This is a genomic window from Neiella litorisoli (assembly GCF_014773395.1).
Taxonomy (GTDB): Bacteria; Pseudomonadota; Gammaproteobacteria; order Enterobacterales; family Neiellaceae; genus Neiella; species Neiella litorisoli.
Window position 1 is genome coordinate 100,579 of the sequence record NZ_JACXAF010000003.1, and the last position, 22,068, is coordinate 122,646.

General features: G+C 50.7%; 13 protein-coding genes. 6 read left to right on the forward strand and 7 right to left on the reverse strand.

Annotated elements, in window-relative coordinates:
* Window positions 1-69: 69 nt before the first annotated feature.
* The gene (gene urtA / locus IC617_RS02695) at window positions 70-1,350 is read right to left on the reverse strand and encodes an urea ABC transporter substrate-binding protein (protein WP_191143441.1); all 1,281 of its coding nucleotides are present in this window, start codon (window positions 1,348-1,350) and stop codon (window positions 70-72) included.
* Between the two features lie 40 nt (window positions 1,351-1,390).
* Window positions 1,391-2,392, reverse strand: coding sequence for a porin (locus tag IC617_RS02700; protein WP_191143669.1), 1,002 nt, complete (start codon window positions 2,390-2,392; stop codon window positions 1,391-1,393).
* Window positions 2,393-2,691: 299 nt separating this feature from the next.
* Here IC617_RS02700 and IC617_RS02705 point away from each other — a divergent pair, with 299 nt between their 5' ends.
* A complete protein-coding gene (locus tag IC617_RS02705) occupies window positions 2,692-6,060 on the forward strand; it encodes an ATP-binding protein (RefSeq protein WP_224745742.1) in 3,369 nt (1,122 codons plus the stop codon).
* Entirely contained in the window at window positions 6,041-6,943 is a 903-nt protein-coding gene (locus IC617_RS02710; RefSeq protein ID WP_191143442.1) for a response regulator, read from the forward strand. Before IC617_RS02705 ends, IC617_RS02710 begins: the two co-directional genes overlap by 20 nt.
* A gap of 5 nt (window positions 6,944-6,948) precedes the next feature.
* Here the strand turns inward: IC617_RS02710 and IC617_RS02715 are convergent, their stop codons facing one another.
* From IC617_RS02715 to IC617_RS02735, 5 genes are all read right to left on the reverse strand, one after another.
* Window positions 6,949-8,094 carry an Hpt domain-containing response regulator gene (locus tag IC617_RS02715; RefSeq protein WP_191143443.1) on the reverse strand — a complete coding sequence of 382 codons (1,146 nt, stop codon included), beginning with the start codon at window positions 8,092-8,094 and terminating at the stop codon, window positions 6,949-6,951.
* Between the two features lie 24 nt (window positions 8,095-8,118).
* Complete coding sequence (locus tag IC617_RS02720) at window positions 8,119-13,059, reverse strand: CHASE domain-containing hybrid sensor histidine kinase/response regulator (RefSeq protein ID WP_191143444.1); 4,941 nt, start codon at window positions 13,057-13,059, stop codon at window positions 8,119-8,121.
* 454 nt (window positions 13,060-13,513) lie between these two features.
* Window positions 13,514-14,209 (reverse strand): energy transducer TonB, encoded by a 696-nt coding sequence (locus tag IC617_RS02725; protein WP_191143445.1) that lies wholly within the window; start codon window positions 14,207-14,209, stop codon window positions 13,514-13,516.
* Window positions 14,210-14,513: 304 nt separating this feature from the next.
* Entirely contained in the window at window positions 14,514-16,499 is a 1,986-nt protein-coding gene (locus IC617_RS02730) for a glycoside hydrolase family 127 protein (protein ID WP_191143446.1), read from the reverse strand.
* Between the two features lie 67 nt (window positions 16,500-16,566).
* Entirely contained in the window at window positions 16,567-17,616 is a 1,050-nt protein-coding gene (locus IC617_RS02735) for an SMP-30/gluconolactonase/LRE family protein (protein WP_191143447.1), read from the reverse strand.
* 139 nt (window positions 17,617-17,755) lie between these two features.
* Between IC617_RS02735 and IC617_RS02740 the strand changes: the two genes are divergently transcribed.
* From IC617_RS02740 to IC617_RS02755, 4 genes are all read left to right on the forward strand, one after another.
* The gene (locus tag IC617_RS02740; protein WP_369410353.1) at window positions 17,756-19,300 is read left to right on the forward strand and encodes an MFS transporter; all 1,545 of its coding nucleotides are present in this window, start codon (window positions 17,756-17,758) and stop codon (window positions 19,298-19,300) included.
* A gap of 12 nt (window positions 19,301-19,312) precedes the next feature.
* Window positions 19,313-20,215, forward strand: a complete 903-nt coding sequence (locus IC617_RS02745) for a 2-dehydro-3-deoxygalactonokinase (RefSeq protein WP_191143449.1) — start codon at window positions 19,313-19,315, stop codon at window positions 20,213-20,215.
* A complete protein-coding gene (locus IC617_RS02750; protein WP_191143450.1) occupies window positions 20,208-20,843 on the forward strand; it encodes a 2-dehydro-3-deoxy-6-phosphogalactonate aldolase in 636 nt (211 codons plus the stop codon). The genes IC617_RS02745 and IC617_RS02750 overlap by 8 nt, the downstream gene beginning before the upstream one ends.
* A gap of 141 nt (window positions 20,844-20,984) precedes the next feature.
* A complete protein-coding gene (locus tag IC617_RS02755; protein WP_191143451.1) occupies window positions 20,985-21,725 on the forward strand; it encodes a FadR/GntR family transcriptional regulator in 741 nt (246 codons plus the stop codon).
* Window positions 21,726-22,068: the final 343 nt, after the last annotated feature.

A 22,068-nucleotide genomic window follows, 5' to 3' on the forward strand; every position in this document is an offset into this window, starting at 1 on the left:
TTGATGAACGACTGACCTTTACCGGACCGGAAGCCAGTCCGGTAAAGGGTGTTTCAACGGTGTTCAGGATTAGTAGTTCTGGCCTGAACACTTCGAGGTCTTAACGTTGTAGTTACCGCAAGACAAAGGTGCGCGCCAATCTGAAATCAAGTCTTTCGAACCCGGCAGGAAGTCAGACCAAGCATCGCCTGCGACTAAGCCAGAAGTTTTCCAAACGGTTTCGAATTGACCATCATCCTGAATCTCACCAATCAACACCGGCTTGGTGATGTGGTGGTTTGGCATCATGGCCGAGTAGCCACCGGTCAAGTTAGGGACTGCAACACCAATCAGCGCATCACCGACCACGCTTGGGTCTGTGGTGCCGGCCTTTTTCACTGCTTCAACCCACATGTTGAAGCCGATGTAGTGCGCTTCCATTGGGTCATTGGTGACGCGATCTTCATCTTTAATGAAGGCATGCCATGCTTCGATGAACTCTTCGTTGACGTCTGATTCAACGCTCATGAAGTAGTTCCAAGCGGCCAAGTGACCCACCAGAGGCTTGGTGTCGATACCAGACAGTTCTTCTTCACCGACCGAGAAAGCAACCACTGGGATTTCATCGGCGCTGATGCCTTGGTTACCCAACTCTTTGTAGAACGGCACGTTAGCATCACCATTAATGGTTGAAACGACGGCTGTTTTCTTGCCTTTAGAACCGAACTTTTTGATGTCAGAAACAATCGACTGCCAATCAGAGTGACCAAACGGGGTGTAGTTGATCATGATGTCTGATGCTGGTACGCCTTTGTCTTTCAAGTAGGCTTCGAGGATCTTGTTGGTGGTACGCGGGTAGACATAGTCAGTACCAGCCAGTACCCAGCGTTTGACGCCTTGGTCCATCAGGTAATCAACCGCAGGAATGGCCTGTTGGTTTGGCGCTGCACCGGTGTAGAAGACGTTTTTCGATGATTCTTCACCTTCATACTGAACGGGATAGAACAGCAGGCTGTCGAGTTCTTCGAATACTGGCAGGACTGATTTACGCGACACCGATGTCCAGCAGCCGAATACCGCATCAACATCTTTCTTTTCAATCAGCTCACGGGCTTTTTCGGCGAATAGTGGCCAGTTTGAGGCTGGGTCAACGACCACGGCTTCAAGCTTTTTACCCAACAGGCCGCCCTTTTTGTTTTGCTCATCAATGAGCATCAACATGGTGTCTTTGAGGGTGGTTTCACTGATGGCCATGGTGCCAGAGAGTGAGTGCAGCACGCCTACTTTGATGGTGTCTTCATCCGCCATCACACTGCCGGCGCTCATGCTGCCGGCGATGGCGGCAGCTAACATTAATTTTTTCAGGTTCATCGTCATTATCCTTGTTTAACGAGTGGGGTTGGGCGAGTGCTTAGAAAGTCAGCAGCGCTTCGAGCGCAAAGCTGTCGGTATCGACGTCAGTGGCGTCGTCGGTATCCATGCGGTATTCAGCAACAATCAGCAGGTAATCGTTAACGGCATAGCTTGGTGAAATGGTGAAACCGCTGATGTCTTCCACTTTATCGCCATCATCGTTTTCAACGTTCCAAGCGTGGTAACGCAAGGTGATGCCGGCTTTGTCAAAGGCGTAGTTGGCCATCAACAAGTAACCATCGGCATCAGCACCTGGGCCACCGGCAGTTGCGGTCGCAGCAGGGGTTTCTTCTGAGGTGTTGTATTCCGCAGCTAGGGTGATTGGGCCTGCGGCATAACTTGCCCAGACGTTAATCATGCTAATGTCTTCGCCGGTGGCGTCGTTCTTATCGGCAAGGTAGAAACCTTTCACTGTGACCGATTCGATGGGGTTGAAGGCCAGCATGGTTTCAACGGCTGGATTTGAGAAATCGCTACCTTCGCCTTTGAGATCGCCGGTGTCTGCGACCAAGGATACTGCCGCGCTAAACATGCCGCCGCTATACAGGCCAGACACACCTTGCTGGTAGCCGCCGTAGAAGTACTTTGCGTAGCCTGTGCCCGAGTACTGGTACAAGCCTGTTGGATCTTCAGTTTCCCAACCAGAGTAGCTCAGGAAGCGACCGGCTTTAACGGAGAATTGGTCGTTGTAGGCATAGTTGATGGTCATTTGCTCGAGGTGCATTTCCTCGCCATCACCGTTGTCATCCCACTCAATGTCAGCGTGGATGCTGAGTTGGTCGGTCAGGGCATAGCCAAGTTGAACTTCGGCCTGATCGAGCGCTGCGCTAGAGTCTGAGCTCGCGTTATCTGGGTCTTCGTAGTAGTACGACATGTCGACGAAACCAGAAATGCTGAATTTGTCGAATTGAGCGGCAAGTTCATCGGCGGTCAAGGCATTGGCCATTGGGCTTGCCATGAGTACTGCTAGAGCGAGTGCGTTCTTCTGAAAGCCTTTCATCACGCTATTTCTCCTGAAAAATGTTATGTTGTTTGTTGGTTAAAAACCTTCGCAGAGTGTTTTTGTCGCTAACGTTTCAGGCTCTGGCGACTCTTCGATGAAAGTGATTCGCGAACCAGCAACGTCGGCTTGTGGCTACTATCCGAGGAAAGGGCAATGGGGCCAATCAGGTGATCGGCGCATAGGGCTACGTTAAATAACGCATATTCGAAAACACGCGGACTCAATAGACTTAGGAATGAAGTTACCCTATGCCGCAGGAAGCAAATCTGTCCGCTGATGGACAGCCCCGCCAACAGATGCAAAAAGTCCTTGTCACGCGCCGGATCTACAACAAGTTCGTTGCCAATGAGATGCAAGAAGACTTTGCCTTGCGTTTTACCGCCAAGCGAGCGCGTAAATGGTCGTCGGGCTGGATCGCCAACACTGCACTGGGCACCGTGTCATTTCTGGTGCTTGAAGCACTCGGCGGTGCCATTACCCTCAACTATGGTGTGACCAATGCGCTGTGGGCGATATTCGCGGTTGCCTGCGTGGTGTTTATTAGTGGTTTGCCGATTAGCTATTACGCCGCTAAGTACGGTGTTGATGTCGATTTATTGAGTCGTGGCGCTGGTTTTGGCTACATCGGCTCTACTGTGGTGTCGCTCATTTACGCCTCCTTTACCTTTATCTTCTTTGCCCTTGAAGCCGCCATTATGTCGATGGCGCTGCAATTGCTGTTGGGGATCCCGCTGGTGGTGGGCTATATCATCAGCGCCGTGGTGGTCATCCCGCTGGTGATGCACGGCATTAGTCGGATTGGTCAATTTCAGTTGTGGACCCAGCCGCTGTGGCTGCTGATGCAGCTGATCCCGTTGTTTTACGTCTTTACTCATCCCGATAGCCGAGTGGATGAGTGGCTTAGCTTTGCCGGTGTTGACGGCGTCGGCGGTCAGCATTTTGATTTACTCATGTTCGGTGCCGCATCGGCGGTGTTGCTCTCGGTGGTTGCGCAAATCGGCGAGCAGGTCGACTTTCTGCGATTCTTGCCGCAGCCAGAGAAAACCACCAAGTTGAAGTGGTGGAGCGCAGTGATTTTGGGCGGTCCCGGCTGGATGTTTGTTGGCGCTGCAAAGTTGGTGTTGGGTAGCTTTCTGGCTTATTTGGCGCTTAAACATGGCGTTGCTGCGGCGTTGGCTGACGACCCCGCGCACATGTATCAGGTGGTGTTCAGTTACGTCACCGATAACCCGCGAGCAGGGGTGCTGCTGGCGGCAGTATTTGTCATTGTCTCGCAGTTAAAAATCAATGTTGCTAATGCTTATGCCGGCTCGCTAGCCTGGTCAAATTTCTTCTCGCGACTGACCCACAGCCACCCGGGCCGCGTGGTGTGGATGTTTTTTAACGTCACCATCGCCTTGCTGCTAATGGAATTGGGTGTTTATCAAGCCATTGAAAGCATGTTGCAGGTCTACTCCGTGCTGGTACTGGCGTGGATTGGTACCTTGGTTGCCGACTTGATTATCAACAAGCCGTTGGGTTTGAGTCCAAAACACATTGAATTTAAGCGTTCGCAGCTCTATGACATCAACCCTGTGGGGCTGGGCTCGATGATCATCGCCTCGGTGGTTGGTTTTTTGGCGCATATGAACTGCTTTGGCGAAGTGGCCAAAGCCTTGGCGTCATATCTCGCTTTTGTTATTCCATTTGTCACGGCGCCTGCGATCGCGTATTGGACCGCTGGCCGGTTTTATCTGGTGCGCTCGAATCAGATTTTATCGATCGATCAACCACAAAGCACCTGCGGCATTTGCGAGCTGGAATTTGAGCACGAAGACATGGTCTGGTGTCCGGCTTATTCTGCGCCCATTTGCTCTTTGTGTTGCTCGCTTGATGTTCGCTGCGGTGATAAGTGCCGTCCGAAAGCGACCTTGGCAGCGCAGTTCAAACGCTGGTTCAGCCCCTATTTGAGTCCGGCGTGGATGACTCGGTTGTCATCATCGCTCGGCCAGTTTTTATTGGTGATGACCACTATCAGCATCATCATGGCGGTGATCCTGACGCTCGCCTACGCGCAACTGCCGCACCGGATGTATTACGCCGAAGATCCAATTTTCTGGGCCTTCACCAAAGCCTTTTTCTTGCTATTGATTCTTATTGGTGTGGTCAGTTGGCTATTTGTGTTGGCGCGCTCTAGCGGCATGGTGGCCATGAAAGAAGTGCAATCCCATGCTCGCTTACTAGCCGAGGAAGTCGAAGCGCACCAAGAAACCCACAAAGCCCTGCAATATGCCAAAGACTTAGCGGAAACCGCTAATCAGGCGAAAAGTCGTTACTTAGCGGGGATTAGCCACGAATTACGCACCCCGTTGAACATCTTACTCGGGTACGCCCAGTTGCTGTGTAATGACAATGAATTGAGTCGAGAGAAGCGCGACTATGCCCAAATTCTCAAGCGCAGCGGCGAGCATTTGTCGGATTTGCTCGAAGGCTTACTGGAAATTTCAAAGATTGAAGCGGGGCGCTTGGAGTTGGCGCGCGATGAATTCAATGTCCGTGCTTTGATGAAGCAGTTGGTCGATATGTTCCAATTGCAAGCACAGCGCAAAGGCATTGAATTTACTGCTGAGATCAGTGACCGCCTGCCATCCTATGTTGCCGCTGATAAAAAGCGCTTACGCCAGATCCTGATTAACCTGCTGAACAATGCCATTAAATTTACTGACTCAGGTAGCGTGAAGCTAACCGTTAGTTTCCGCAGTGATGTTGCGCGCTTTATTGTTGCCGATACCGGTATTGGTATCGCACGGCAGGATGTTGAGCGTATCTTCAAGCCCTTTGAACGTGGCGAGGACTCGTCCGCCAAAGGCATTCGAGGGACCGGCTTGGGACTGACCATTTCCAATAGCTTGGCTGAGTTGATGGGCGGTGAGATCCGCTGTGATACCGAACTCGGTAAGGGCAGTACGTTTACTTTGAGCTTGATGTTGCCTGAAATTGAGCAGCCTGAGTCCAGTGCGGAACTGCATTCTGCGACTGTCATTGGCTATCAGGGCGGACCATTCAAGATTATGGTGGTTGATGATGAGCCCGCCCAACGTGAGCTGCTTCATCACATGTTGCAGCCTTTGGGATTTGCCATCGCGCAAGCGCCAGATGCAGCGGATTGCCTGCGGCAAACCAAACAATCGGCCTTTGATTTGTACTTCCTCGATATTCAGATGCCGGGCTTATCGGGCTGGCAGCTGGCGCAACAACTGCGCCAGTCTGGCGTCACTGCGCCGATCGTGATGTTCTCCGCCAACACTCTGGAAATGGAGCAAAAGAGCATGATTGCTCAGCTACATGATGACTACATCACTAAACCCGTGGCACTTGAAACCTTACTCGAAACCTTAGAGCGCAACCTGAAATTGGATTGGATTTTTGCCGACGATGAAGGCAACCAAAGCAAGCAGCAACTGCGCGGCGATCAAATTCCTCCGGTTGAGGTGTTATTACAACTCAAAGGCTGGGCGGAAATTGGCTACATGAGTGCATTCAGCCAAGCGTTTCGAGATTTAGAAAAAGATCAGGCGATTTGCGGCGAGTTTATTGAGCGCCTCGATGCTGATTTAAAGCAGTGCAATTTCGTCAATATTACTCAATACCTAGATACCTTGATTCATGAACCTAGCGCAAACTAACAGCTCCATCGTATTGGTCGTTGACGACTCGCCAGAGTCGCTCGGCATGCTTAATGTCACCCTCAACAACGCGGGCTTAACCGTATTGGTGGCCTTGAATGGTTTGCAAGCGCTTACCATTGTTGAGCGGGTCACGCCCGATGTGGTGTTGATGGATGCGGTAATGCCGGAAATGGACGGTTTTGATACCTGCCGGCAACTGAAAACCAAACTGCCGCAAACGCCGGTTATTTTTATGACGGGGCTGACGGAATCCGAGCATGTCCTGAAAGGCTTTGAAGTCGGTGGTGTCGATTATGTCACCAAGCCGATTGTGCCGGATGAAGTACTGGCCCGCATTCGAGTCCACTGCCAGAACGCCAAGCTTGCCGAAACCGCGCAAGCTGCGTTGGATTACAGCGGCCAGTACGTGTTTTGTGTTGATAACCAAGGGCAAATGCAATGGGCGACGCCCAACACTCAGGAGCTGGTGGGCACGCTGACCGAACAACCCGAGCGGGCATGGCAGCAAATTGAACAGCAATTAGCACCGTGGTTGACGCAATCAGATAAAGCCTCAGGGTTGGAGCTACAGGCGTTTGATCCGCCAATGAAAGCTTTCTATTCCGGAGAACATGAGGGCGCTTATCAGCTGATCCGTTTGGTGACGCCGAAGAAAACCAAAACCGCAGAAGCACTACAACAAGAGTTAGGACTGACTAAGCGCGAATCGCAAGTGATGTATTGGGTGTCGTTTGGCAAAACCAACTGGGAAGTGGCTCAAATCCTGTCGATGAGTCCGCGCACGGTCAACAAGCATCTGGAGCAAATCTTCAAAAAGCTCGGCGTTGATAACCGAACATCGGCTTCCGCTATTTCAATTCGAGTATTGGAAGCCGAATAAACCTCTTACAACTGATTGCCAAGCTGGCGGCAAATCTGTTGGATGCGGGTTGAAGCTTGGGCCAAATGGCCGGATTCAGGTTGGCCTGATGCGGCGATTTGTTGTTCCAAACTGACTGCCAGATCAACAATGGCGGTGATCCCCAAATAGGCCGCCGCGCCTTTCATCCCGTGGATATAGCCAGCGAGCTCGGCAGACTGCTCTGGCAATCCTTCGTTGTACATCTCTGCAAACCTAACGAGCAGATTGCGATACACCTGGGCATCGCCACCACAGCGTTTAAGGCCGGCTTCAACATCAATGCCTTCAAGGGCCGATAAATCCAGTGCGCTTGTTGCTTGTTCTGAGTGGTTCGCTTCGGCATCTTGCAGCGATTGCTGCCAGCTGCGAATGTCTTTAATCAATTGCTGGTAGCCGCTGATGAGCTGCTGGCAGATGTCGTTGACTTGCTGCGCTGATAATTGCTCGGCCTGTTGTGCCAGCTGCGCTGCTTGGGCGGTGAAACTGGCCTCGGCGATAGGTCCAATGGCTTGCTCAATTTGCTGTGCTGCCGCTGCCAAAGCAGTGGGTTGTCCGCTGGCGGCGGCTTTTTTTAGTGCCATCATTTGGGGCACGCATTGGCTGTTAAAATCAGTCAGGATTGCTGCGATTGGCTGGTCACTTTGCTCGCTAAAGGCGATGACTCGCGGCCGATCGAGATAACTGGTGCTGGCGCTGCGGATTGCTGAGTCGGGCAGCCACTGATAAAGCAACGCAAATAACTGCTCTGGCTCGACCGGTTTACTGGCAACCGCGTTCATGCCTGATGCTAGGGCCTGCTCGATTTCCGCGGTTTCGGTGGCGGCGGTGAGGGCAATAATCGGCAGCGCCTGATATTGCGGTTGTTGTCGGATCTGGCGACTGGCTTCGAGGCCATCCATCACCGGCATCTGACAATCCATTAAGACTAAATCAACCCCTTGTTGGCTGAGCGCCGTGAGCGCTTGTTGGCCATGTTCGGCCAGTACCACCTGAATGTCGGCGCGCGCCAGAATATCCAGCAGCAAGGTTTGATGGATTTCATTGTCTTCGACAAAAAGTACCCGACTGCCGCGAATCGCTGACATGACCTGTTGTTGGCACACGCCTGCAATCGTTCTGGGTTTCATCATGGCTTACTTATACCTTTTTATTTGCTAATCGCTAATCGCTAATCGTTTAAGCAGTGGTGCAAGCGTACTCAGTGCTTCATCAAATTCAAAATTTTCTGCCTGCTCGGCAATTTGCTTGAGCTCCGGTAAGGTTGTTGCCAATGCCGGTATTAACTGCTCCAGCAGTGACATTGCTGCGGCGTCATAGCGCTGCAAATGATCCTGTAACTCAAGCAACTGCTGGCGCTGCTGCTCGCTCAAGGCACTGGGCTCCGCTTGCAGTTGGGCCAGCGAGGTGAGCACTGGTGCCAGTTTTAGCATCACTTGTTGCAACCGGCGCTCGACATACTCAGGCGCCAAGCCATCAATCAATGCCGCTTCGAGCTCTTTGGCCGCCTCTTGTACGCCTTTGGCGCCAATGCTCCCGGCGACACTTTTCAGGGTGTGGGCATGGCGCGTGGCGGTGGTCAGATCGGGTTCAGCCAAGGCCGCTTTGAAGCTCGGCTCAAAGTCCTGGTAATTGTGATAGAACTTGTTCAACAGCTTGCGGTAGAGCACTTTGTTGTTCATTGATACTTGCAAGCCGGTGCTGATATCAATATCGGTCAGCGGCGGTAGCTCGATCTCGGGGGCTTGTTGGCTGCTCTGTTGATCGCTCTGTTGGCTGCGATTGCTCGGCGTGATCCAGTGCGCCATGATCTGGAACATCTGGTTAATATTGATTGGTTTGGCGATGTGATCATTCATGCCTGCTTGCAGTACTTTTTCCCGATCGCCGGCCATGACGTTGGCGGTCATGGCAATAATGGGCAAGTCTCTAAAGCGTTGCTGGGCGCGAATTGCTCGTGTTGCGGTGTAGCCATCCATCACCGGCATTTGGCAGTCCATTAACACGCCATCAAATTGGCGCTCGTTGAGTAAGTCCAACGCCTCTTGACCGTTGTTGGCAACGGTCGGCGTTAAGCCGTGGCTGCGCAGCAACTCCACTGCCAACTCCTGATTGATTTCATTGTCTTCGACCAGCAAGATCTCTGCGCCATTAAGACGCCGGATAGCATCTTTGATGCTTTCTTGCTTGGTCGAGCTGCGGGAGTCAGCAACCACGCCATGACCAAGGGCCTGCAACATGGTATCGAGTAGCGTCGATGGCATCACCGGCTTTGATAAGAAGCCGGCTAAGTTGACGTCCTTGGCTTCGAGTTGCGCTTCTTCACGGCCGTAGGCGGTGACCATGATCACCGTTGGTGCCGATTGCAGCTTGGGATCGTTCTGGATTTGACGCGCCGTTTCGATGCCATCAATGCCTGGCATCCGCCAGTCCATCAACACTAACCCGTAAGGATTGGACTTATCGGCAGCTTCAATCATGGCAATGGCATCTGTGCCGTTGGTTGCTTCATCAATCGCGAAGCCAAAGGTCTCCAGCATGTTACGCAGGATTAACCGCGATGAGCTGTTGTCATCCACAATCAAGATGTTGAGATCATCCAAATCTTTGCTTTGTTTGAGGCTTGGTTGCTGGGTATTTTCCTGCAACCCAAGACAAGTGGTGAACGAAAAGGTGCTGCCTTGGCCGGCCTCACTTTCAACCCAAATGTCGCCCTGCATTAATGACACCAGCTGTTTGGAAATTGCCAGACCAAGACCGGTGCCGCCATGCTTGCGAGTGGTTGACGAGTCAACCTGACTGAAGGACTCGAATAGGCGCTGTTGCTCGGTACTGTTCATGCCAATACCGTTATCGCGAATGGAGAACTGTAGCACTGCTTCATCTTTGGCGCGCTCTTTCACTTGCGCTTGAATCACTACTTCGCCGCCTGGCTCGGTAAATTTAATAGCATTGCTGCCCAAATTCAGCAGGATTTGACCGAGTCGCAGCGGATCGCCAATCAGCGCGGTTGGTAAGTCGCATGGCAGGTCAAACATTAGCTCAACACCGCTTTCTTCGGCTTTTAAGCCCAGCAGGTTGTTGAGGCTTTCCATGACATCTTCGAGCTGGAAGTCGATGTATTCCAGTTCGAGCTTACCGGCTTCGATTTTAGAAAAATCGAGAATGTCATTGATGATGCCGAGCAGGCTCTCAGCACTGCGATGGACCTTCTCAATGTAGTTGCGTTGCTTGGGCGCCAGATCGGTGCCAAGGGCCATGTGCGACATGCCGATAATGGCATTCATCGGGGTTCGAATTTCGTGGCTCATATTGGCCAAGAAGTCGGATTTAGCTTGGGTCGCTTCTTCGGCCACCTTCTTGGCTGCAATCAGCTCGGTGACTTCTGCTGAAAAGCCAAATAAGCCAACAATATTTTGCTGATCGTCGTAAATGGGGCGCTTATTGGATTTCACCCAGCCGGTAGAGCCGTCGGGTCGAAGGTAGCTTTCGAGATGATCGATGAGTGGCTCGCCCTGCTCGATGACTTTACGTTCATTTTCATAGTAGGCTTTGGCGTCCTCTGCGGGGAATACGTCGAAGTCGGTTTTACCTTTGGCACCAAACACCGAGTCGACGCCAATTAAATGGCCAAAGTTGAGGTTGTGGGCTTTGAACCGATGCTGGGCGTCTTTGATAAATAAGAAGTCGCTGGAGAAGTTGAGGATTGCTTTGTAGTCGCGGGTCAGTTCTTCTAACGCTTTGTTTTTTAGATCGGCCGCTTCTTTCGCTCGCGCCAGCCGGTTTTCCATTTCTTTGCGGGTGGTGATGTCGGTCACCGAGCCACTAGTTCGATAGGCTTCGCCACTGGCGTTACGCAACGATTTAGCGCGGGCGCGGAACCAGCGATAAGCGCCCGACTTGGTGCGCATGCGATATTCAATATCGTACGGCACATCATCACTGAGGTGGGCGAGAAATGCGGTATTGGCCATTTCCAATTCGTCGGGATGAACATGATCGCGCCAAGTATCAAGTGTATTGGGCAGCTCGCCTGGCAGATATCCGAGAATTTCAGTAAACCGAGAGGAGAACCAGTTTTCACCACTGCGCGAGTCGTACTCCCATAAGGCGTCGCCACTACCACGCACTGATAGCTCAAAACGCTCTTGGGTTTCGGTGAGTTTTTGCCGCGATTTTTTCACTTCATCGATCAACTGGCTTTGCTTTTGTTCCTGTCGAATCGAATGACGCAGGTAAACAAACAGCAATATGGTCAGCAAAATCACCGCCATGGGCAGCACTAAGCTGGTTGGATCCCAAGTGGGGTAAAGTGATGGATGCGCCGGAATGGCAATCATCTGCCACTGGCGATCGCCGAATGCAATGATGTTTTCGGCGTGCATGTTTTCTAACGACAAATCGAATACGTCTGGCGGCGCGGTGGCGCCAGGATAGCGACTGGCGTGAGTGTATAACCGCTGCGGATCCGTCGGGTTGGTGATATCGACAAAGCGCATGTGGATACCACCGGGTTTGGAATAATTGTCGAGGATATCCTCAATCATGGTGCCCACTTCAATGGTTGCCGCAGCAATACCTAAAATGGCGCTACGACGGTCAGCAACATGACCTAAGGTTTCTCCTTTGTGGTACACCGCGAGCAAAATTGCCGCACCGACGGCGTCTTTGCGATCCTTAAGTTGCACCAGGTTCAGTGGTGATATCGCCGTTGGTGCGCGGCTATCTATAGCCTTGTAAACCGCCGGCTGAGAATGTGGATGCGAGGTCACATCAATGCCAATGGCGCCTTGGTTTGGTTCATAAGGCGCTGTGTAGAGAATTGGGTAATGTTCTTTTTTATTGCCGATCTCGATGTAATTCTGACCGTCAAACAGCCGAATCGTTAGCGGGGTTTGATAGAGCTCGCTAATGTGCTGCTCAAACACCGTGCGCTGATCACCACTGACTCTTGGTAACCATTGCAAACCCAACAAGCCTGGCTGAATTTTCAAGTTACGTTGTACATAACTGGCAAATTCTTCTCGAGAAATGTGGCGTGATGAATTGAATAGCTTTTCGATGTCGTAAAGCGATTCGGTGTAGGCGGTGATGCCACGAGTAATCGCGCTAGCGTGACTTTGCGCAGCCGCCTCAAAGCGTGCTTTGGTGGTTTCGAACGCGGTTTTATCAAGAATGGTGTAAAGCAAAGCGGAGAGCGCAAAGCCAAAGAACAGGGCAACTAGTGGCGCAAAGTCTTTGAGTTTTTTGTCCTCGGGTTTGTTGGCTGACAAGCTGGTTCGAATGGCTAAGGTGAGCCCCAGCGTAGCAATAATGCCAAAGAACAGTACGCCTTCATCGGCAAACGAATTGGCTGATGAGCCGAGTAATTCAACCATCTTATATTCGTGGGACTTTAGCGCCTGCCACGCGGCGATGCTCAGTGACATACAGCCAATGCCAACGGGCCATGGTAGCCAGGTCGGTAATGGCTTTTTACTCTCCGGTGATAACGCATTGACGGTGTAGGCCAGTAGACCAAGACCAAGAATGACAAAGCCAAACGAGGTGTGCACCGCCATTTTGGTGAGCTTACCCCAGCCATAGGCGGTATCGATGCCAATTAAGTAGCCGGTAAAGGCAATAAAACCAAGAGAAAACACCAGCGAGGCGACTATCGCCGAATTCGATAATTTCCACGGATAATTGTGAGTGCGAGAGACGATGAAACAGCCGATGCCAAAGAGCAAAAAACACAATGCGGTGTTGGGCGCCATTCGGCCTGGGTGGGAGGTGTTGATGTCGACATAGTGGTCCATCAACAGTTGATCGATGTGCAAATCAACGCCGGCGATGTACTCAGTCAGCGTCAAGGAGCCTAGCACAATCAAAAACACCGACATGAAGCCGGCAGTCTTGGCGGAGCGAACACAAAGTAGGGCAATGGCCGATGCGACAAAACCCAGTGCTGTGTTGTACTGCATGGGGACAAACGACGGGTCGATTTGAATTAGCAGCTCGTTGTGGGTATACCAGCCGATTATCACCAGAATGCCCAACGATAGCGTTATCGCACCCGCAATTCGATGTGCCCAATTCCACCAAGTACCTTGAATCATTTCAGCAAGCCAATCCCGATCTAGATTTGTTTTTTATCGCTGCCAAGTTAACCACACTGGCGCTAAATTTACACATCGAATTGTTTTGGAACGGGATGTTGGAGTGGCTTCGCTAGGCTGGAGCTGTTGAATCGGTTTAGTGAGTTTTGTCGCTCCTAGTTAAAGTGCAATGAAAACAAAACACACAAGCCGTTAGCGAAGTAGTGTTGGCAACAAACCGATTAAGACAACGCTCAGACGCCGTAAACACATCCGTGTGGGCTCGGCGCTGACTTCCATGCCAGCGACGCCTCGCTAGCGTATTAATCGGTTCGTTACTCGATCCAGTTTTTTGCCTTGTGCTCTTTGTTACTCGCCGCCGACAGCGAAAACAAATGTTGACGTCAGCAAGGGCACGCTAGATATAGCGCCGTGTTAAGGTTTTCGCCGCTAGAATCAGGGGGCAGCAGCTTGGTTATGTTTCTAGAAGCTGGTGGTAAGCTAAATTAAGCGCTGGCAGTAGCGGCTGGTCTAGATCTGACTGGCAGACGTTTTGTAGCTTTTCGAATGTTGCTTTGAATTGCTTGGGTTGGTACTGGGTACTTAAGTTCTGCCCAGCGGTGTAGCCATAGAGGAAGGAAGCAAACAACAATGCTTTGTACCGGCCTTTGTCAACAAACTTATAGACCAAAGCCATCGAGTTGAACTCTCGGCAAGTGAGCGTCTCAATATCGACGATGGTGCTTTCGATTAAGTTGTCACTAACGGTTGGCTTATTTGGCCTTGACGCGTTGTGATCAAAACTAACCACTACTTCGTGGTTTTTTCTGACCACAGCTTTGCCATCGATCCACAGCGGTTTGTATTTCCAGCGTTTAACAGCCTCACCAGCATTCTTTTCAAATCCATAGCGTTTGGGGTAAGAGTCAACCACGCGGATGTTTTGCACTGCACCGAGTGTCGATATATCAAAGCGCAAGTGAACCCAGCCGGACTTACGTTTTTCAGCAGCGCGCTTAGGGTATTTAGGTTCAATACGAACGATTGGATTTACTGACTGAAACTGTTCAGCTAATTGTGGGACCGATTGACTGGAAGTGGACGTTGTTTCAGACGTTGATGCGCAGCCAAATAGTAGTGCTGCGGTTAGTATGATCCATCCTTGTTTCATGAGGTTTGTTGCTCCTAGTTAAACTGTCTTGAAAATAAAGGGCACAAGGCGTTAGCGAAGTAGCGTTGGCAACAAACCGATTAAGACAACGCTCAGTCGCCGTAAACACGTCCGTGTGGGCTCGGCGCTGGCTTCCATGCCAGCGACGCTTCGCTAACGTATTAATCAGTTCGTTACTCGGGTAAGTTTTTGCCTTGTGTGCTTTGTTCCTTGTTTGCCGTAGCCGACACCCCTAACAAAAAAGCCGCCCAGAAAACTGAGCGGCAAAGGTGTGGGGGGAAAGTAGGACAAGGTCCCTAGAACACTACTTCCAAACAACCGGCATAAAGACGGTCATTTCGGCGTCGCCTCGGTTACTCCAGGCGAAGTAAGGAACCAGCTGCACACGCTGCTCGTTCCAAACGGGTTTCGTCACAGCGCGGTACATGCTCTCTTTCTCGACTGGACGCAATAACAAGTTGGCATCAATGGTGGTAATGCCGCCAAGGAAATCAGTTTTATGGACTGCACTGAGATCAGCATCGCCTTCAATGTAGACGTCGAGGATCTCGGTGCCAGCTGGTAAGTCTGGGGACTCCACGCAGTAAACCAGCGGGCCGCGTTTAACCGCGACTTGGCCACGGACTTCCTCAATGCGAGGATGGCCTTCGACGAAGGTGGCTTCCATTGGCATGTCGATCACAACCACATCACCAGCTTTCCACTCGCGGTTCAATACGGCATAGGTGCCTGGAATGGCCTCAATACCGGCTTTTTCGCCATTGATGGTAATTTCAGCACCAGCGGCCCAGCCCGGTACGCGCAAGCAGATGTCAAAGGCTGCTGATTTACACTCTTCAACGGTGAGTTTGACCAAGCCTTGCCATGGGTAGTCGGTATCTTGAGACAGTTTCAATGCTGTGCCGTCACGCATGGTGGTGGCTAACTTGTTACCGCCATAGAGGTTCACGTAAACACCATTTTCAGCAATGCTGTACGCCCAACCTGACAGGTTAGAAATGGTCCGCACTAGGTTTGGTGGGCAGCAGAAGCATGATAGGTAGCCTTCGCGGTTTGGTGTCTCGGTGACATCGGCGTGGGCATCATAATCACGGGTGTTGTTGATCATCCGCAGCGGGTTGGCATAGAAATAGTGCTTACCGTCATCGCTGATGCCGGACAGGCCGCTGTTGTGCATGACCAATTCAATGATGTCGGCGTACTTGGCATCACCGTGAATACCGAGCATGCGGAAGCTGAACATGGCATTACACAAGTTGGCACAAGTTTCGTTATAGGCGGTTAGATTCGGCATCATGTAGTCGTCAATGAAGCCTTCTTCGATCATGTCGCGGTTAACTGACGCGCCATAGTGGGTCTGGCCGACTGCACCGGTGACGTACATTTTCTTTTGCGTCACGCTTTCCCACAGGCGATCGAGGGCTGTGATCAGCGCTTCTTCACCCGTCTCGGCGTAAACGTCAGCCGCACCGGCGTAGTAGTACAATGCCAATACCGCGTGACCAACGGGCGAGGTTTCTTCGCGCAGCGGCGTGCGTTCTTGGACCATGTCGCCAATCGGATAGCCGATAGTGGTCGAGTCGTGCTCGATTTCATAGGTGCCGCGGCGGTCAATGAATTTCTGTGCCAGTTTCAGGTATTTGTCGTCGCCGACAGTGCGATACAGCTCGACCAAGCCCATGATTTGAGTTTGGTTAAAACCAAAGCGCTGGTAGTGCTTGGTATCTGGGAAGAAAATGGTGTAGAGCAGATCGGCGTGTTTAATTGCCAAATCGAGGAAGTTGCGCTGACCTGTCAAGCGATAGTGAGCACAGGCACTAATCAACAAGTGGCCAGTGTTGTACATCTCGTGATATTTACGGTTTTCGTAGCGGTCGGCATCGTCACGCAATTGGATCTGGGTTTGCAGATAACCATCAGGCTCTTGCGCTTTGGCCAGAATCGCGATGTATTCATCCAACTCTTTGAGCAGTGACTCGTTTTTAGTCAGGGCATAGGCATAGGTTTTCGCTTCCATGAACTTGTAGAAGTCACCGTCATGCCAATACATACCTTTGTGTTCACCTTCTTTCATGCCAGCGGCAATTTTGAAGTTGTTCAGGGCATGACCAATGTCGCCACACAACACATCTCCCATGTATGGGATCATGGTCTCAATGGCTTTCTGAGTCTTCTCAGCCCAGAATCCGTTGGTCCACTGACAGTCGCCAAAGTTGGTGGCCTTTAGCTTGACATGTGGGCTTGCAGAGTTCGCTACGATAGCTTTGTCTGTCACTTCAATCGCGCTCATGTTTTTACCTCTTGGTTATTTTTCAATGGCCAAATGGTTCACCAACCGCGGCCAAAAATCTTATTTGTTAGTTAAGTTCAATATATGAAACGGTGTATGGCTTGCTGTGTTTGCTGTTGCGAATGCCTTTACCTTTCATTAAGTCAAAATTAGAGATGACCAGTTTGTTGCCATAGACGATTAGATCGGCTGGCTGATCAATCTGGCCATTGGAGCCGTCGTTGTCAGCGTAGTCGGCTAACAGCGTGACCACTCCATCAGGGCTGAGTTTAAAAATCTGGTTGAGGCCAAATCCGGCCATATATAGGTTGTCGTCGGCATCAAAGGCGATGCCATCAATACGGGTATCGTTGGGCAATTTCGCCAGCAATTCTTTGCCGGTGACCTTACCGTCCTTGTCCATGGTGAGGCGATAGACTTCGCTGTCGCCCAAATCGGCAGTGAACAACTCACCAGCTTTATTAAAGGCAAGGCCATCGAGACCAAATTTGATTGCCGGGTTGTCTGTTTCAGTATGAAAAATCAGCTGGGCATCGCTTAATGTATTAGTCATTGCCAAATTGCGATCTGAGGCGTTGAAACGATAGATAGCGCTGGTAGTTTTAGCGGACTTCACCTTCGGCATTTGCAGCTGAGTAATGTATATCTGCCCTTGGTGATAGCGCAGGCCATTGGGATTAATACCCGAAGCAATGACTTCGGTATTAACAATGTCGTTGCCATCAAAAGTGAGTTTAAGAATACGGCCAAATTTTGGTCCGCGAGAATCACCCACATAAAGAGCACCGTGTTCATCGTAGGCAATGCCCATTGGGTTGGCTTTCTTTTTCAGGCCCAAGGTTGGCACTGTTGCCAGGTGACTGACTTCACCAGTCGGACTCAATGACAGTAATTCGCCCTGCAACTTATTATTGGCGAAGTTGGGGCAAGATAAGGTCAGCGAACCATTTGGCGCGATGGCAAAGGCATCGGGCGTGGGGCAGTTTGCCGGTAGTTCGGCGAATAGCTTCGCCGGTTGTAAATTTGTTGCTTTTTCAACTTCAGTCGCGTCAACAGAGGGCAGCGATAAGCCCGCGATGAGCGCAATCAATCCAGCGTTAGGTAACAACTTTGTCATTATGTGATCCCGAGATGATTGTTAACCAAGTTTTATAAACATGGCCCTTGAGTTTCAAAAACTTTAAACATAATATGTTTGAAATGATGTGATGTACATAGGTTTCTGACAAATTATGAGAAAAAGTCCAGACAGTCTTGTGACCCAATACTCATTAATCGCCGCTTTCGGTGGTTTTGTGTTTGGGCTCGACGCCGCCAACATTTCCGGGGCGGTTCGTTTCGTCAGCTCCTTGTTTGAGCTCGATAGCATTCAACAGGGCACCGTTGTTGGCTGTGCTTTGTTAGGTGTTATTGTTGCTTTGCTATTTACGGGCACCCTTTGTGAGCGCTTCGGTCGCGCCAAGGTGTTGCTAGGAATTGGCTTTGCCTACTCGTTGTCGTCGATTCTGTCGGCCACTGCGGTGAACTATGAAATGCTGATCGTGGGCCGCTTTATTGGTGGTGTGGCATTCGCTTCAATTACCGTCTCGGCCATGTACATCGGTGAAATCGCACCACCCGAGAGCCGTGGCAAGTTTGTCTCGGTGAACCAGTTCATGATTGGCCTCGGGTTGCTGCTTGCCTTTATCATCAACTACTTCCTCATTAAGTCGATGCCAAGCATTAGCTGGATTGACAACACCAACGTGTGGCGGGTCATGCTCGGCGCTGAGCTGATTGCCAACGCCATTTGGGTGACGCTGTTACTGCGCATTCCTGAGTCGCCTCGCTGGTTGATCTCCAAGCATCGCGATGACGAAGCGCGCGAAGTGTTCAAGGTCATTGCCCATGACGACCAAGTTGACTCGCTGATGAGCGACGTTAAACAAAGTCTGCAAAAAGAAGACAAACTCGATACCGCCAAACAGCTCAAAGAATTGTTCAGTAAGCGGATGCGTTTTGTTCTGTTTATTGCTGTTTGTTATGCCATTGTGCAGGGCGCGACGGGGATGAACGCGGTGTTGTTCTTCGCCCCGATGGTGTTTGAGCAGGTCGGCATGAGTGTTGAAGACACCTTCTTGCAGACCATTGCCACCGGCGCTGTCGGTTTAGCTGCAACCCTCATTGCGATTGGTTTTGTAGAAAAACTAGGGCGTCGAATATTAACCATTGCCGGTTTGATTCTGGTGGTGTTATCCCACGGAGCGACATGGATGGGATTCAACCAAGCCAGTTACACCTTTGACGATAAGGCTATTGCTGCGATTGAAGTGCAGCTTGAGGCCCAAGGTATTGATGTTGCCAAGATCCAGCCATTTGTCGGTCAAACCTTTGATACTGATGTGGAGCTAAAGCAAGCGCTGGCCGCCAACTTTGATAAGAAAGAGTTTCCGTTGGTCAGTGGTTTGGTCATTAATGAAACCATTAGTGGCGTTAATGCAGCCTTAGTACTGTTTGGTATTTTCGGTTTCCTCGCGGCATTTAACTTGTCGATTGGGCCGATTATGTGGGTATTGTTCTCGGAAATCTTCCCCAACTCAGTCCGCAGTGTTGCATTACCTTTTGCTGCCTTGGTGCAAACCATTTCGTCGTGGAGCATCCAGCAATTCTTCCCATGGCAGCTCAATAACTTAGGGGTATCCACTATCTTCCTGATTTATGCCGGTTTGGGCCTCGCAGGTTTGATTGTCATGTGGTTTGCTTTGCCGGAAACTAAGGGCAAAACCATTGAAGCAATTGAATTGGAATTGGCCAAGGCATAGGGAGCTGTTTAGATGTCAATTGAAAATACCAACTACCTGATCCTCGACTGGGGAACCACCAACTTTCGTGCTTTTGCCATGTCGGCAGAGCACGAATTACTGGCCACGCAAGAACACCCGATGGGGATCTTGCAAGTTGAGGACGGCAAATTCGCCGAATCGCTAGAGGCCATTTTAAAAGACTGGCTAACCAACTACAGCCAACTGCCGGTGTATATGGCCGGTATGATTGGCTCGCTCAAAGGCTGGGTCAATGTGGCTTATGCGCCAACGCCAGTGGGGGCGGGCGATCTGATTGCCAAGGCTCACCGCTTTACCCTGCCTTGGGGGCCTGAAGCCATCATCATGCCGGGCGTTAGCCACGAATATGAAGGCGATAAATACGATGTGATCCGCGGTGAGGAAGTGCAAGCCCTAGGCTTGGCGAAACTCATTGATGCCACCGATTACGAAGCGATTCTGCCGGGCACCCACAGTAAGCACTTGCTGTTTAAAGACGGTAAATTGTGGTCTTTTGCCAGCTTTCTAACGGGCGAGCTCTATTCAGTAATTTCCAATCACATGTTGCTTGGCCGCGACTTGCCGAAGCCATGCGGCGACGAACAAGCCTTTATCAAAGGCGTCGAAGATGGTCAGTCTGGTCCTTTTGCCAGCCGCTTGTTTTTGGCTTGGACCAATCGTTTATTCGAAAAGCTCAGCCGCGAGCAAATTCCAGATTACCTCTCGGGTTTGTTAATTGGCTTTGAATTGCGCGAATTAACCAGCAAAAAAGTCTACATCGTTGGTGGCGACACCTTATCAAGGCTTTATCAAAAAGCTGCCACTTGTTTGGGTATTGAGGCGACCATTGCTGATGGTAACGCCTGTTTTCTTGCGGGCATGACCCGATTGATTGAGGATTTATCAAATGACTGATTGTGTGTCATTGGAAGGACACTTACCGCTGATCGCGATTATCCGCGGTGTCACCCCAGAGCAGGTGCTTAATGTTGCCGAGGTGCTGGTTGAAGAAGGCTTCACCATGATTGAAGTGCCGCTCAATAGCCCTGATGCCTTGACCAGCATTGCCAAGCTGGTGGCCAAGTATGGTGACAAATATATTATTGGCGCTGGCACGGTGACGACACCAGAGCTAGCCGAGCAGGTGATTGCCACTGGCGCTAATTTGGTGGTTACGCCGAACTTCAATGAGCAGGTGGTCAAGATGTCAGTTGCAGCGGGCTGTGCTACTTTCCCCGGAGTGGTGACACCAACCGAAGCCTTTGCCGCATTAGCCGCTGGCGCTACTGGGCTGAAGTTGTTCCCGATTTCAATGGTCGGCTTGGATGGTTTTAAAGCGTTGAAATCAGTGTTGCCAACGGACACCAAATGTTACCCAGTAGGCGGCGTCTCGCCATCGGTTGAAAGCATGAAGCCCTATGTCGACATTGGCGCAGATGGTTTTGGCTTAGGTTCGGCGTTGTATAAGCCTTCGATGACGCTGGAGCAAGTTCGCGCCAATGCCAGAGGGTATGTCACCAGTTTTAAAGAGTTGCTCGGTTAAATTTGCAACAACGTGGCTGATAGCAAATTTATTGATTTGATGCAGGTAACGAAGCTGTCTTAAATTAACGAATTATTATACTATTCAAAGTAATTAAAGATAATATGTTTAATAGTCAGCAGAAAGATAAGATGTTTGCCGATGAGTGAATTAGTTTATTACGATCTGAAGCGGTCGACCAAAATGACCCCAAGTTTGTCGGTGCAAGTTGCCCGCGAACTGGGCCGTCGCATTGTTGCTGGCTCGATTGAGTCGGGCGCCTTGATTGACGACGAGAATGCCTTGGCCGAGCGCTTCCAAGTGAGTCGCGTGGTTGTACGCGACGCGGTTAAAATTTTAGTTGGTAAAGGATTACTGGATGTTCGCCGCGGGATTGGCACTAAAGTCCGACCACGTAATGAGTGGATTTTACTGGACGACGATGTCTTAGCCTGGCACATCACGGCAACCCCGCGTGCTGACTTTATTAACCAGTTGATGGATATCCGCCTCGCCTTTGAGCCGAAAGCTGCTCGCTGGGCTGCCGAGCGCGCGACCGAAGAAGACATTGCTGAAATCGATAAAGCCTGCAAGGGCATGGAAGAAGAAACCGGCTCCATCGAGAAGTTTATCGTGGCCGATGCCTTGTTCCACAAAGCCATGTTGCGTGCCGCCCACAATGAGTTTCTTAATGCCATGGAAGGGGTGATTTACTCCGCCTTATTGGTGAGTGTGCGGATCACCAATCAAGACCCTCGCAAGAATAGTGACTCGGTTGCCTTCCATCGTGAAGTATACGAAGCGGTTGCGGCTGGTGATGGCGATAAGGCTGAGCAATTGACAGAAAAACTGTTGACCGACGCCATTCGTCGCCTCAAAGAGAACTTCAACGTCGAGCGTTAATCAGCCGCTGCACCAAGATTGAAACGAAACGGGAAGCCTTTTGGCTTCCCGTTTTTTTTGTCCTAATGGAGTGGAATGATGAGCTTTACAAATCACTACACTTGTTGCTGGTTTGTTAAATTGCCTAGCGTGCGACTCATTACTAAAACCAGCCAAAGCCACTCAAACCTGGTGTGATAACGGTATCAGCGAGCCACCTTCACTATTTCATCGGTCTCACGGAATCAAAAATATTCGTTAACAAACTGTGCACTCGCGCATGAACTGCTGTTGAAAGCATAAACATCATATGTTTACATAGGTGTCACAATTAATCCTGCCGTAGTCGCAGGAACAAACCATA